At 61.4% G+C, this 13,065-nt stretch carries 18 protein-coding genes; 6 read left to right on the forward strand and 12 right to left on the reverse strand.

Features of this window, described 5'->3' with window-relative positions; all coding sequences use genetic code 11:
- Window positions 1-203 precede the first annotated feature (203 nt).
- Window positions 204-2,402, forward strand: coding sequence for an adenylate/guanylate cyclase domain-containing protein (locus AB4048_RS02370; RefSeq protein WP_442200308.1), 2,199 nt, complete (start codon window positions 204-206; stop codon window positions 2,400-2,402).
- 13 nt (window positions 2,403-2,415) lie between these two features.
- On the opposite strand, the gene AB4048_RS02375 is transcribed toward AB4048_RS02370, so the two are convergent.
- Both AB4048_RS02375 and AB4048_RS02380 read right to left on the reverse strand, forming a co-directional pair.
- A complete protein-coding gene (locus AB4048_RS02375; protein ID WP_442200309.1) occupies window positions 2,416-2,931 on the reverse strand; it encodes a YHS domain-containing (seleno)protein in 516 nt (171 codons plus the stop codon).
- 14 nt (window positions 2,932-2,945) lie between these two features.
- Window positions 2,946-3,539: an ankyrin repeat domain-containing protein gene (locus AB4048_RS02380; protein ID WP_442200310.1), complete on the reverse strand. Its 594-nt coding sequence runs from the start codon at window positions 3,537-3,539 to the stop codon at window positions 2,946-2,948.
- Window positions 3,540-3,871: 332 nt separating this feature from the next.
- Here AB4048_RS02380 and AB4048_RS02385 point away from each other — a divergent pair, with 332 nt between their 5' ends.
- Window positions 3,872-4,267 carry a DUF1236 domain-containing protein gene (locus tag AB4048_RS02385; RefSeq protein ID WP_442200311.1) on the forward strand — a complete coding sequence of 132 codons (396 nt, stop codon included), beginning with the start codon at window positions 3,872-3,874 and terminating at the stop codon, window positions 4,265-4,267.
- A gap of 267 nt (window positions 4,268-4,534) precedes the next feature.
- Here AB4048_RS02385 and AB4048_RS02390 read toward each other — a convergent pair whose 3' ends face one another.
- From AB4048_RS02390 to AB4048_RS02405, 4 genes are all read right to left on the reverse strand, one after another.
- A complete protein-coding gene (locus AB4048_RS02390) occupies window positions 4,535-5,578 on the reverse strand; it encodes a Gfo/Idh/MocA family protein (RefSeq protein WP_442200312.1) in 1,044 nt (347 codons plus the stop codon).
- Window positions 5,579-5,586: 8 nt separating this feature from the next.
- On the reverse strand, window positions 5,587-6,372 hold the full coding sequence (locus AB4048_RS02395; protein ID WP_442200313.1) for a ThuA domain-containing protein: 786 nt from the start codon (window positions 6,370-6,372) through the stop codon (window positions 5,587-5,589).
- Between the two features lie 165 nt (window positions 6,373-6,537).
- Window positions 6,538-6,879, reverse strand: coding sequence for a DMT family transporter (locus AB4048_RS02400; RefSeq protein WP_442200314.1), 342 nt, complete (start codon window positions 6,877-6,879; stop codon window positions 6,538-6,540).
- A 20-nt stretch (window positions 6,880-6,899) separates the two neighbouring features.
- Window positions 6,900-7,463: a TetR/AcrR family transcriptional regulator gene (locus AB4048_RS02405; RefSeq protein WP_442200474.1), complete on the reverse strand. Its 564-nt coding sequence runs from the start codon at window positions 7,461-7,463 to the stop codon at window positions 6,900-6,902.
- Window positions 7,464-7,669: 206 nt separating this feature from the next.
- Here AB4048_RS02405 and AB4048_RS02410 point away from each other — a divergent pair, with 206 nt between their 5' ends.
- Together AB4048_RS02410 and AB4048_RS02415 are read left to right on the forward strand one after the other, a co-directional pair.
- Entirely contained in the window at window positions 7,670-8,071 is a 402-nt protein-coding gene (locus AB4048_RS02410; protein WP_442200475.1) for a group II truncated hemoglobin, read from the forward strand.
- Window positions 8,068-8,445, forward strand: coding sequence for a DUF423 domain-containing protein (locus AB4048_RS02415; protein ID WP_442200315.1), 378 nt, complete (start codon window positions 8,068-8,070; stop codon window positions 8,443-8,445). Before AB4048_RS02410 ends, AB4048_RS02415 begins: the two co-directional genes overlap by 4 nt.
- On the opposite strand, the gene AB4048_RS02420 is transcribed toward AB4048_RS02415, so the two are convergent.
- The 6 genes from AB4048_RS02420 to AB4048_RS02445 form a co-directional block, all read right to left on the reverse strand.
- Complete coding sequence (locus AB4048_RS02420; protein ID WP_442200316.1) at window positions 8,446-8,817, reverse strand: bleomycin resistance protein; 372 nt, start codon at window positions 8,815-8,817, stop codon at window positions 8,446-8,448.
- A 2-nt stretch (window positions 8,818-8,819) separates the two neighbouring features.
- Complete coding sequence (locus AB4048_RS02425) at window positions 8,820-9,134, reverse strand: antibiotic biosynthesis monooxygenase family protein (protein WP_442200317.1); 315 nt, start codon at window positions 9,132-9,134, stop codon at window positions 8,820-8,822.
- A 10-nt stretch (window positions 9,135-9,144) separates the two neighbouring features.
- Window positions 9,145-9,417 carry a hypothetical protein gene (locus AB4048_RS02430; protein WP_442200318.1) on the reverse strand — a complete coding sequence of 91 codons (273 nt, stop codon included), beginning with the start codon at window positions 9,415-9,417 and terminating at the stop codon, window positions 9,145-9,147.
- A complete protein-coding gene (locus AB4048_RS02435; RefSeq protein WP_442200319.1) occupies window positions 9,414-9,806 on the reverse strand; it encodes a DUF2325 domain-containing protein in 393 nt (130 codons plus the stop codon). The genes AB4048_RS02430 and AB4048_RS02435 overlap by 4 nt, the downstream gene beginning before the upstream one ends.
- 111 nt (window positions 9,807-9,917) lie before the next feature.
- Complete coding sequence (locus AB4048_RS02440; RefSeq protein ID WP_442200320.1) at window positions 9,918-11,150, reverse strand: TonB family protein; 1,233 nt, start codon at window positions 11,148-11,150, stop codon at window positions 9,918-9,920.
- A gap of 28 nt (window positions 11,151-11,178) precedes the next feature.
- Window positions 11,179-11,580 (reverse strand): hypothetical protein, encoded by a 402-nt coding sequence (locus AB4048_RS02445; protein ID WP_442200476.1) that lies wholly within the window; start codon window positions 11,578-11,580, stop codon window positions 11,179-11,181.
- Between the two features lie 211 nt (window positions 11,581-11,791).
- Between AB4048_RS02445 and hemP the strand changes: the two genes are divergently transcribed.
- Entirely contained in the window at window positions 11,792-11,962 is a 171-nt protein-coding gene (hemP, locus tag AB4048_RS02450; RefSeq protein ID WP_442200321.1) for a hemin uptake protein HemP, read from the forward strand.
- An 11-nt stretch (window positions 11,963-11,973) separates the two neighbouring features.
- Window positions 11,974-13,029, forward strand: a complete 1,056-nt coding sequence (locus AB4048_RS02455) for a hemin-degrading factor (protein WP_442200322.1) — start codon at window positions 11,974-11,976, stop codon at window positions 13,027-13,029.
- Window positions 13,030-13,065: the final 36 nt, after the last annotated feature.

Below are 13,065 nucleotides of genomic sequence, written 5' to 3' on the forward strand. Positions count from 1 at the left end.
TATGGTCTTCGACCTGTTCGTTAAACACCCAAGCTGATACCCCATCCGTCACGCGCCTCATCAGGGCGCTCGAGCTCAGCACTATCGAAAGTGCCCATACCCGGATGGACTGCCGGCTGGACACATTCAGGTTTCGGGAATAGGACTCTAATACACCATCCGGCAAATCGCCTGAGCCAGCGTCGAACGCGCAAGGCACATCCATGGAGCGACGGCTAACCGCGATCTTGGCCGCTGACGTAGTCGGCTACAGCAACCTCATGGGAAATGAGGAGGTCGGCACGCTGGAACGGCTAAAGATCTGTCGCCGCGAGCTGTTCGATCCGGCCGTGGCGGAGTTTCGGGGCCACATCATCAAACTCATGGGAGACGGTGCGCTTGTCGAGTTTGCAAGCGTCGTCGATGCCGTCCAGTGCGCCGCGGCGATCCAGCGCCGGATGGCGGAGCACGATCCGGCTGTCCCGGAAGCGCGCAAGATTAGGTTCCGCATCGGTGTGAACCTCGGCGACGTCATCGTCGAGGACGACGATCTCTACGGTGACGGCGTCAACGTCGCCGCCCGGCTGGAGGGCATGGCGGAGCCCGGCGGCATCTGCATATCGGGCACCGCCTTCGATCACGTCGTCCACAAGGCGGATGTCGGGTTCACAAGCCTTGGCGAACGACGGCTCAAGAACATTCCCGACCCGGTTCGGGTCTACCGCGTCCTGCTCGATTCCAACAAGGCGGGATCGGTTGCCGGAAACGCCCGGCGGCCCAGCGTTCGCGCCATGATCCTGCCGGCAATCGGGATCGCGGTATTGCTGGTTGCCGTGCTCGCAAGCGTCCTATGGCGCCACGATTGGCGTCACCCCTCGAACTCCGACCGGACGTCGGTCGCGATCCTGCCGTTTACCAACCTCAGCGGCGATCCAAAGCAGGACTATATTTCCGACGGCATCACCGAGGATCTGATCACCGACCTTACCAAACTTGCAGGCGTAGACGTCATCGCCCGCGATTCCGTCTTCGCCTACAAGGGCAAGCCTGTCGTCCTTGCGGACGCGGCGCGCGAGCTCAGCGTCCGCTATCTGGTCGAAGGCAGCGTTCAGCGCGCCGGGGACGAGCTCCGCATCAATGCGCAACTCGTCGACATGACGACTGGCAAAAGCGTCTGGGCCGACCGGTTCGACCGCAACGCGTCGGATGTATTCGCCATTCAGGACGATCTGAGGCAAGAGTTGGTAAGCGCGCTCGGCATAAAGCCATCGGCCACCGAGGCCAAGCGACTATCCCGCGCGCCGACGTCCAATCTTGAGGCCTACGACTATTTTCTGCGTGGTGAGCAAGCGGCGCGCAGCGGCGAGCGCGACGGGCTGCAACAGGCGCTTGCATTTTATGGCAAGGCGGAAGCCCTCGACCCCGCTTTCGCGGAGGCCTTCGCCTTTGACGCACGCGCGACGGTCAATATCTGGCGCTCCAGTTTCGACCACATAATCCAGAGCGCTCTTGCGCGTAAGAGAGCCTATGAGAAGGCAAGCCTTGCCTTGAAGCTCGACCCGGACCTTTCGTCGCCTTACGCCATCCTCGGCATCATGCAAGTCGTGGATCGCCGCTACGAGGAAGCGATTGCCTCGGCGCAGCGAGCCGTCGCGCTCGGTCCGGGCGATGCGGAAGCACAGATCGCGCTGGGCTACGTTCAACTGTTCGCAAGTAATCACACCGAGGCGGTCGCGGCCGTCGAAACGGCGCTGAGGCTCGACCCCAATCTATCGCCCATCGACCGGGAAATCGCCGGTCTTGTCTTTCTCCTGAACGGGGACACCGACAAGGCCGTCGAAACCCTCGAACGCACGCGCGACGACGCCCCTGCGGTCAGCAAATTCAGGATAATGCTCGCCGCGGCCTACGCACGCGCCAATCGCTTGGCGGAAGCGCGCGCGACACTCGCCGAGGGTTTGCAGCTTTTATCCGGATCTGAACCCAGTGAACGGTCTCTGTCGGATTGGCGGATCGCCTTTGCGCATTTCCGCAACCCCGAGGATTTGGCGCTGATCATGGACGCTCTGGGCCAGGCCGGCTTGCCCGAATGGCCGTTTGGGTTCACCGCCGACGAAAAGGATCGGGTGAAGGGAGAGGCGCTCGCCTCCATCGTCCTCGGCCACACGATGCAGGGCCAACTCGAACCCGGCGGTCAGCCGGCCATCCTACAAATCAGCCAGGATGGCAGCGCGGGATTCCGCTCCAAGAGCCGCATGTACACCGCGAAATTCTACGTCGATCGCGACCTGCTGTGCGAGCAGAGCGAGAACATCTTCGGGCGGCCCGATTGCGGTCCCGTTTACAAACGCAGTGGAGAAACTGGCGAAGGCTATACATATGTCAACTCGGCCGCGGTCTTCCACTTCACCACCGTCGAGTAACGCTCTATGCGCCTCAGTGAAAGTCGTTCTTCGCGAGTTCAGCCTGCTTTTTCGGCCAATTCGCGTCGGCCTTCGGCACGGCTTCGCTGGCATGCATCGCAAAGTCCTGCGTATCCACATTGTCATATGTGAGATAAAGCTTGCCGTTGACGATCGCGAAAGCCTCCGGGTCGATATTGACGGTGACCGACCCGGAACCGGCGACCTCCGCGGCACAATAGCCGCCATACTGCGGCGCATATTTCAGTGGATTGTTCTTGAACAGTTCGCGGTGCGCGTCGCTGGCAAAATACCAGGGCGTCCCCAGCCAATCGTAGGCATATTTCTCCGACCCTTTAACCGCCTTGTTATCCACGAAATAGGCGACCGGATCGTAGCCGCCGATGGCAACTCCACCGAAATAGCCCGTATTGACGGTGCCGTCCGCAAGCACGGGCGCACTATAGCCCAGCGCGACGACGAACAATGCCGCTCCGGCAATATAATGTGTTGGCTTTGCGCGTTTGGCCCCCAAGACCGGCTTGACCATGATCCGTCCTCCAATCAGTCGCTCAAGCACTTTTGATGCCACTCTTCGCTGCCGAGAATATTCACCGGCGGGCACGCTACGCCGTGCTGCTTATAAAGATGAACGATATCCTTGTTCCCTTTCCAGAGAGCGCGGGTGATTGGAAGGTAGCCATGAATCTCGGGGTGGCCGGGGTTGGCGCCCTTCGCGATCAGCAACTCGACAACGTCGGCATGATTTTCCTCGCCCGCCACCATCAGCGGCGTGACGCCCGCCTTGTTGTCCGCATCCTCAAGCTCAGCACCCTTCGCCAGAAGTTCGCCTGCGATCGCCGCACTTCCGACATAGGCGGCTGCGTGCAGCGGCGTAAAACCGCCGGAGTTGCGCGCATTCACGTCCGCGCCCTTTTTCAGCAGCAATTCGACCATGGAAGGTTGGTTGGCCAATGTTGCCGCGATCAGCGGCGTCGCCTGATCGGCGGCTCGGCTGTCGACATTGGAGCCGCTGCCGAGCGCCCGTTCAACGGCCTGGGTATCGCCAGACGCTATCGCATCGAACAACGACTGCGCCGACGCCGCCGTGCTCGCCATAGCAGACCCAGCAATCAGGAGCGCCAGAAGCCATCGCATTCCCATCAATAGCACAATCAGGGAATGCAGCCTAGCGCTGTTGGCTGGCAACATCGGATAGCTAGCATGGCGTAAGCGATGACGCTTATATACGCCGCCCGCAAGAACTCAGGCCCCTCTGACCGACAATCTCGCAGCGTTTTGCGGCCGCCGAGCTCGGCGTAAGCGACGTTGGACCGAGCCGACGGAGTGAGTGCCGAGGATCTACCCTGCTCTTCACACCGTGTGACGGAGGAAAAGTAAGCGTGACGACGAATATCTCAAGCAACAGGGAACAATGAAAGAGCCAAATCCATTAGCTGCCTTGTGAACAAGAGTTAAGGAGATTGAAAATGTACAAGGCTCTACTTGTAACGGGCGTCGTAGCGCTCGCCTCGATTTCGTCGAATGCTTTGGCCGCGAGCGGTGCAGCAACCGGTGCCGCCGGTGGCGCAATCACGGGTGCGATCGTCGGCGGGCCGGTGGGTGCCGCGGTCGGTGGCGTAGCGGGCGCGATTACCGGCGCGGTGCTTGATCCGCCGCGTGAGGTCGTCACCTATGTCCAGCAGCAGCCCATTCCGCAGGCGACAACCGTCGTATCGGAGCCGGTCGTCGTCGGCCACCCTGTCCCCTCTAGTGTCGAGGTGATGCCGATCCCCGATCAGCCTCGCTACGGTTATGCTGTCGTCAACCAGCAGCGCGTTATCGTCGAACCGAAAACGCACCGCGTCGTCCAGATCGTCCAGTAACGCCAATACAGCGCCGCGCAAGCCCCGCCAGGCACGCTGCAGCAGTTGAAATGCCGCATCCACGATCGATTGCGATTGCGGGAAGTATGCAGTGGACCTCCCAAGCGGCCTGCCAAGTGGCGAGGCCCTCCTGGCCCCGCCCACGGCGGGGCCTCTTTTTTCTTGGGGGCCGGACGCGGCGAAGCGACAACTGCTCGCCGGCTCGGCAGCGTCTCAGTGCTTCGGCGCCGGCGGCCAAGCAGCAATCCGGCAGATCGCCTAGCACCGTTACACCTTCACTTCGCGCCGTTCCCGCTCGGCGACCATGGCGAGGTCGAGCACCTTTTGCAGGTCGGCCGCGCGGCGGAAATCGGGATCCTGCGCACTGCCCGTATTCACCGCGTCGACGTAGCGCTGATAGTTCGTCGGCACCGCGGGAACATCGAGCGTCTTCCAGGCCGCCGCTTCGACGTCGGCGCCGAGGCAGGCTCGCAGGCTCGATCCGTCCGGATTATGGCAGACCTCGAGCCCGCCGCGCTCGCCGTAGATACGCAGCTTCAGCTCGTTCAGGTGCCCCGTCGCCCACCGGCTCGCATGCACCACGCCGAGGGCGCCATTGGTGAAATCCACGGACATGGTGAAGCTGTCGTTGGCGTCGAGCGTGTACTCCCCGATGCGGCCGCCCGGCGCCTTGTCGAAAGTCTTCAGGCGCGCGAACACATGATCGATATCCGTCGCCGCACCATAGGCAGCAAAGTCGAGAATATGGATGCCGATATCGCCGAGCACGCCGTTCGAGCCGTGACCAGTCGATAACCGCCAAAGCCAGGTGGTTTCGCTGCGCCAGTCACCCCAGGCCTTCGATACCAGCCAGCTTTGCAGATAGGACGCTTCCACGTGCTTGACCGCGCCGATCTCACCGGCAAGGACCATTTCGCGGGCCTGCTGGAGGGGCGCCACATTGCGGTAGGTCAGGTTCACCATGTTGACCACACCGGCGCGCTCGGCCGCCTCAGTCATCTCCAGCGCCTTGTCGTAGTTTTCCGCGAGCGGCTTCTCGCAGAAGACATGCTTGCCGGCGGCCAATAGCGGCAGGGTGGTCGGATGGTGGGCGCGGTCCGGCGTGACGTTCGTCGCCGCATCGAACTTGCCCCAGGCGATTGCGGCGTCGAGCGAGGCGAATCGCTGTTCTATATTGAATTGATCCGCAAAAGCGGCAAGCCGGGCCGGATCGGTATCGACCGCTCCGACGAGCTCGACGCCCTCGATCCTGGTGAAGTGTTCGGCCTGGTTTTTCGCCATGCCGCCGGTGCCAACGATGATGAGACGCATGGTCGACCTCAGCGGTAACCGGCTTCGCCGGCCTGGTGCACTTTCGGACCGCGCTCGACGATCGGCTCGAGCGCCTGTTCGACCGGGACGTTCGGAGCATCGTGAATGCTGGTCAAGGCGCCCTGCTGATTGTGGGCCCATTTCACCGCGTTGATCAGCACCTTGCGCACATTGGCGTCATGATAGGTCGGATAGGTCTCGTGGCCGGGGCGGAAATAGAAAATGTTGCCGGCGCCGCGGCGCCAGGTCATGCCGGAACGGAACACCTCGCCACCCTGGAACCAGGAGATGAATACGGTCTCAAGCGGTTCGGGCACGGAGAACTGCTCGCCATACATCTCCTCGTTTTCCAGCACGAAATTTTCGTCGAGGCCTGCCGCTATCGGATGGCGCGGATTGATGACCCAGAGCCGCTCCCGCTCGCCCGCCTCGCGCCACTTGAGCGCGCAGGGTGTTCCCATCAGCCGCTTGAAGATTTTCGAGAAATGGCCTGAGTGGAGCACGATCAGCCCCATGCCCTCCCAAACGCGCTTGGCAACGCGCTCCACGACCTCGTCGGAAACCGCGCCGTGGTCCTTGTGACCCCACCACAAGAGGACGTCCGTCTCCTTGAGACGCGCCTCGGTAAGACCGTGCTCTGGTTCCTGCAGGGTCGCGGTGGTCGCAGCGATGCCGCCGCCGGTGTTGAGCGCCGTAGCGATCGTCGCATGCATACCCTCGGGATAGATCCCAGCGACCACCTCGTCGGTCCTCTCATGAATATTCTCCCCCCATACGACTGCGCGAATGGTCATTTGCAATGCTCCTCTGGCTCGATGGTCTCTGCAGGTTTGGGCGCCCAAAGCGCTTTGGGAAACAAGGCGCAGCAACGCCTTGTTCGGTTCGACGAGAAACACATAGGACCTCGTCAAGAATTTGACAAAGGCCAACACAGCGTTTTTTTTCAAACGCCGGTCAGGTCAATGGGAAATGGATTTCGAGAACAGATTGACGATGAGGACGCCGACGACGATGAAGGAGAGGCCGACGATCGCCGGGAAATCGAGCCGCTGACGGAAGAGGACGAGGCCTACGAGCGAGATCAATACGATGCCGAGCGCGCTCCAGATGGCATAGGCGACACCGACCGGGATGACGCGAAGCGTCATCGACAGGAAGTAAAACGCGACTGCGTAGCACACCGCCATGACGGCCGTAGGCCCGAGCTTCGTGAACTGTTGCGACATCTGCAGCGCCGTCGTGCCGACGACCTCGAGTACGATGGCGACCAAAAGCATCGCATAGACCGGTGCGCTTGCCATGAATATCGTTCCTAACCGGGTTATTTCATCGTCAGTTCGACGAGGGCATCGAACAGTGCCTGCCGCGCTGGCCCATCCAGGTCGTGACTGCCGAGCAGGTCGGCGAGCCACAAACCGTCCGCCGCAAAGCGCACGATCTCGGCGTTGGGCGAGGAATCGGTGCCGACATATTCGTCCGAGCGCTCGCGCACCCAGGCCCGCCAGCGCTCGCGCAGATGCGGCTCGGTGAGCAACGCCATCGTCACATGCGCCCAGTCGCTGGTCTCTTCCGGGCGGTCTCTAAGCCCGGCGACGGCGCGGAGATAACCGCGAGAAAAACGGCCGTGCGGGACGGGATCGCTGCGCATAGCCTGCTCTATCGCCTCGTCGAAGCGGACGAGAAGACTATCGAACAAGGCGTCCAGAAGCGCCGTCTTGCTCGGGAAATGATGAAGGAGGCCGCCCTTGCTCACCCCGGAGGCGCCGGCCACGGCATCGAGCGTCAGAAAAGCCATTCCCTGACGTCCGGCAAGCTCGGCGGCGACCGTCAGCAGTTGCTGGCGGACGAGAGCGGGCTGCTTCTTTCTGTGGTGTGCGTCGGACATGCGCAAGATAACATACCGCCTGGACGGTTTTGTCAATCAACGTCCGATCACATTTTCTATCGGCGCCCTTCCCTTGGCTTTCGTCTTTGGGCGCATGGCCTATGATCACGGGGCGCTGCGACCTATGATACAAGCTTTCGCGCTGAAACGCCGCATGGCACATGGAGCGGACAGCAGGCATGAAGACTGCGGCGAAGGATACCCCATTGAGCGGCGAAACCATCACACTTTACGAGGCCATAGGCGGGGATCTCGCCGTTCGCAACCTGACGACCCGTTTCTACGACCTGATGGACACCTTGCCCGAGGCTGCGCGTTGCCGTGCCGTCCATCCGCCAAGCCTCGAAGGCAGCCGGGAAAAGTTCTACGAATATCTGACCGGCTATCTCGGCGGCCCGCCGCTCTATGTCGAAAAGCGGGGGCATCCCCGCTTGCGCAGCCGCCATTTCGTCGCCGCGATCGGACCTGCCGAGCGCGATGAATGGCTCTTGTGCTTTCGGCGCGCCATGGAGGAAACCATAGCAAACGAGAAGCTGAGGGCCATCATCTGGGAGCCGATCGAGCGGCTCGCCCACCATATGCAGAACCGCGAAGAGGACCCCGCATGACCTTCCATTCCGTCATCGCCAAGGGAACGTTGTTGCTGGCGGGGCTTCTCGGCTGCGCGGGCGTCGGACTGGCCGCCGCTGCTTCCCATGGCGGCGATGCCCATCTGCTGGGCTCGGCCTCGACCATGTCGCTCGCGCATGCCCCCGCGCTTTTGGCGCTCTATGCCGCTTACGGCCGACTGCGCACAGCGCCGGTCGCCGCCCTACTGCTCGGCCTTGGAACGCTGCTCTTCGTCATCGACCTGGTTTGTCGGCATGCAACCTCCAGCGGCATTTTCCCGTTGGCGGCACCCATTGGCGGATTTGCCATGATGGCGGGCTGGCTTGCGGTGACGGTCGGCGCGCTCATGCCTCCGGCCCCTGCAAAGGGCTGATCAGGCCGGCTGCGGTATCCGTCCGAAGCGCAGGAGATTTCCGTGCGGATCGTGGATGTAGAATTCCTCCATATTCCACGGCCGCACCGCCATTTCGCTGAGGCTTGCGATACCCTTAGCCTTGTATTCCGCGTGCAGGTCGGCAATTCCGCCACCGCGCAGGTAGACGGACGTGTTTTCACAAAGGCCGCGGTCGCCAGCGCGCCAAAAATGCAGTTCCATGCCTTTGCGCCTCAGGATCAGATAGTTTTCATCGTGATAGACGATTTCGCCAAAGCCAAGCCCATCGCGATAGAAGGCCAGCGTCGCCGCCAGATCCAGCGACGGCAGGACCGGCAAGGCCTCGATGCGATTGGGGTCAAGCGCGTCCATGTTCAAATTCCCTCGACGACGTTGAAGCCTTCGAAAACCGGAGGGCCGAGGTACATGCCCTTGTGATCGCCGGCATTGCGATGGGCCATTCTGAAATTCTCTGATTTCGTCCAGTTCTGAAAGTCTTCCTCGCTCCGCCAGACCGTATGCGAGGAAAAGAGCGTGAACCCTTCCTCGGCATGTGTCTTTCCGCGCAGCAGGCGGAATTCAACAAAGCCCGGTACCTGGGGAAGGCTGGAATCGCGCCCCCTCCAGATCGTTTCGAAGTCGGCCTCGGAACCGAGGGCGACCTTAAAGCGGTTCATCGCGATATACATGTGAGACCTCTCAAACCTCTCCCCGACGGCCCGAATACTCGCCAGACCGGAGCGGAAAGGCAACCACGTTCGATGCCTTGGCCGCGACAGGTCGAGGCGACGCTTCGATCGACCTCGCCGGACCACGCATTCCCGCGCCAGGAAATGGCACGACGTTCAGGCTGTGCTTGCGCTCGGCCCGCCTCTCCAGCAAGACGTAGAGCTCCGGCACCAACGTGCCATCCCGTGCCGCCAGCCGGTGCAGGCCGAGCAGAACAGGCGCCCGCGCGCATTCGTCGTTCATCGGGAATTGTCTCTTTCCTGCATGGTTTGGAGCGCCCGCTCCAGGCTCGATTTGCTGCCGTTGCGCAGCGGAATGAAGGCCTTGCCGAACTTCTTACATCCCGTCTTGACCCTGAGGCAGGCGTCGTGGCTGATACAGTCGATCGGGCAGAATACGCAGTCGACGGAAGGAAGTACGGTGTCTATGCGCGAAACCGCCTCGCGAAGACCGCCGTCGTGATGGATGAGTTCCGCGCCGAAGTTGCTGGCGATCTGCCTGAGATGCGCGACCTGACAATCGCGGCCGCCGACATAGAGAAAGCTGCGCCCGTCGAGACCGGTTTTGGGCTCCGCGCTGACCTCGGGCTGCTTCCCCTTGTGATCGAAGTCCTTTTTGCCCTTGCGCGCCATGCTGTCCCTCTCCTGATTGGTCGCCGATTCCGGCGATGCGAGGCGACCATACAAAACATGACATTTTCAGTAAAGTATAAAGATGAGTATTTTTATCATCTTTTATAACTTTTAACGGCCGGTGACCTGCACCTCCTGGGTAAAGGTCCAGCTCGGCTTTCTCCACTCAGGCGGCAACGGCGGAAAAGGCGCAGCAGACCGAACACCGGCAAGCACGGACTGGTCGAGTTCGGGAATACCGGAGCTTCTTGCCAGCTGCAGTCCGCTGAGCTCGCCGCCGCTGCCGACTGTCAGGCGCACGCGTACGCGCAGAGCCTGGGTCATTTGCTTGTATTCGGAAGGCACCTTCACCGATCGATGGATGCGCGACTGAACTTTGCCGGGATAGTTGGCGACGGCAGCACTCCCCTCGCCGCCACCGCTGGTATTGCTTTGGGACGCCGTATCGGCGTTTGCGGTCTCCAGGCCGTCGGAGGATCCCCTGCGGCTATTCCGCGCGCCCTCTCCGCCTGAGCCTGCCTTGACCGAAACCTTCTTGGGCGGCTGCTTTCGCGGCGTGTCCCTGGGCTTTTCGACCTGCTTGACCGGCTTTTCGAACGGCTTCATCTCAACCGGCTCAACTTCCGGCGGCGGCGGCGAGACCGCCGCAGTCAAAGTCTCGGTCGGCGTCACCGTTTCGATGGCCGTCGGCTGCTGAACGGCGGTTTCCGCCGGTACACTTGACGTCAGCACTTCCGGTTCGATCGAGGCGACGGCTTCGGGCGCGACCTGCTGGGTTGCTTCGGGCGCAACCGGCTCAACCGGCTGCACCGTCTCGACGGCGTCCAGCACGGTCGGTTGCGAGAAGCTTTCCGGCTGAACCGCCTCGGCGACCACTGTCTCCGGCTGCACTTCCGGTTCCTTGCTCTCGACACCGGATGCCCTTTGATCGACGTCGGAGTCACCGAGCATGATGACGCTGACGACCTCACCCGCCTGTTCTTCCGGCACTAACGGCGCAACGACGGCAGTTAAAAGCACAGCGGCAAAAGCGATCGCATGCACGAGCAGCGAACCGAGGCCGGCAAGCAATGCCGTCAGCCGGCCCGGCCGCGCGTTGCCAGGCGCTGCGGCCTCCGGCGGCGCATCCATCGCCGGCGCGTCGCACAATAGTTCGGTGATGAAATGCGGATGCAGAGGAAAGCGGTCGATTTCCGAGTGCGTCGCCGCGTCGTCCGCAGCAGACGGCAAGGGCATGTCGGACAGATCGTGTCCGGCAAGACTGCCCGGGCTGTTGTCGTTGACGCTGTTCAACGGCTCATCGGCGGGTTGGATCCTCCACCCGGGTTTGGCGGCGCGCATCATGCCCTCGTATCCCTTCGCCGGACGGCTCTCAGCCCTCGAAAGCCACTGATAGGGCGGAGCGCGTGGCAAGGCCCTTCATGCATTCGCCAGCGCCAGGCCCCTCGCAAACGGGGGTATCGTTGATGATGATGCGGCTGACGGTATCGCACTTGACGTTCGGCATATCGAACTGACGCACGCGCTTCTTGCCGATTGGCAGTTCCCGGAAATCGAGAACGGTGACGCGATCGACGGCATTCTTCTCGTTGAAAAACGCAAGCTCGAACGACACTTTGCTGATCGGCGCTGAAAGTTCGTTCTCGGCCACGAAGCTCATCATGCAGCCCTTTTGGGAGGGCGTGAGAGAGTTCAGCTCGACATTCAGCTTTTGGGCGGCAGCGGCGTCCTGTGCGTTGGCCGGGAAATGACCTCCGATCGCAACCAGGCTCATCGCCGCTACAATCAGTATCGCTTTCATCTGCATTTCCCATTCTCCTGCGAGCACATGAACCGGAAAATCCCGTCAGCTTCCGGTTGCAACCTTAAACATGAGTTTATTTATCCTCTATTGCACTTTTAAAAAACCTTGAGTATTCCAGTCAAGATAAATCTCTTCAGGCCGAAAATAGGCCCCATGAAAACCGCAGGTAAAAACAGCCACGATGATCGCTGAAAAAGTCCCCACTCCGCCCGCGCCGCCGGTAGCTGCGCCAACCAGACTCATCGAAAGCGCCGACATTTTTCGCGGCCAGAACGAGATTCTCATCCGTCACGCAGGTGCGATCTACCGCATGAAGATCACGCGCCAGGGCAAACTGATTCTCAACAAATAGGCATGGACAAGATGACTGAAACGACCCGACCGACACCCGCCGAAATCCGCGCTTTCCGTGCCGAAAACCCGAAGATGCGCGAGCGCGACATCGCAACTCAGCTCGGAATTTCCGAGGCGGCGCTGGTAGCGGCCGAAGTGGGATTGACCGCGACACGCATCGACGCCGACGCGAACCGCTTCCTGGAACGTGTAGCCGGCCTCGGCGAGGTCATGGCGTTGTCTCGCAACGAAAGCGCGGTTCACGAGAAGATCGGCGTCTATGAAGACATCCACACCGGCCAGCATGCAGCCATGGTTCTTGGCGAAAACATCGACCTGCGCATTTTCCCGAAACGCTGGGCGTACGGCTTCGCCGTCACCAAGAAGGACGGCGATCAGGAGCGGCTGAGCTTGCAGTATTTCGACAAGGCCGGCAGTGCCGTCCACAAGGTTCATCTGCGCCCGGGTTCCAACGTCGATGCCTATCACGCGATGGTTGCCGAATTTCGCCTCGACGACCAGAGCCAGGAAATCACCGAGGACCAGAGCGGCTATGATGCGGGCGCGACGGTAGATGCCGTGGACCGCGAGGCGCTTCGCGATCATTGGAGCCGCCTCACCGACACCCACGAGTTCTTCGGCATGCTGAAAAAGCTGAAGATCGGCCGCCAAAACGCCGTACGCTCAGTCGGCGACGACTATGCCTGGAAACTTGAAGAGGGCGCCGTCGTCGAAATGCTGCATGCCGCCGTCGCCGACGGGCTGCCGATCATGTGCTTCGTCGCCAACGACGGCATCGTCCAGATCCACTCCGGTCCGATCGTCAACGTGCAGCCGATGGGTCCGTGGATCAACATCTTCGACCCGACTTTCCACCTGCACCTGCGCACCGATCACATCGCCGAGGCCTGGGGCGTGCGTAAGCCGACCAAGGACGGCCATGTGACGTCCGTCGAGGCCTACGACGCCAAGGGCAACATGATCATCCAGTTCTTCGGCAAGCGGAAGGAAGGCCACGACGAGCGCACGGAATGGCGCGGTATCGTCGAAGCCCTGCCGAAGGCCGACACCAGCGTCGCCGCTTGAGGATTACCAATGAAGACGTTTTTCAAGAACGCGCGG

The sequence above is a fragment of the Rhizobium sp. RAF56 genome, assembly GCF_052113965.1.
Lineage (GTDB): Bacteria > Pseudomonadota > Alphaproteobacteria > Rhizobiales > Rhizobiaceae > Rhizobium.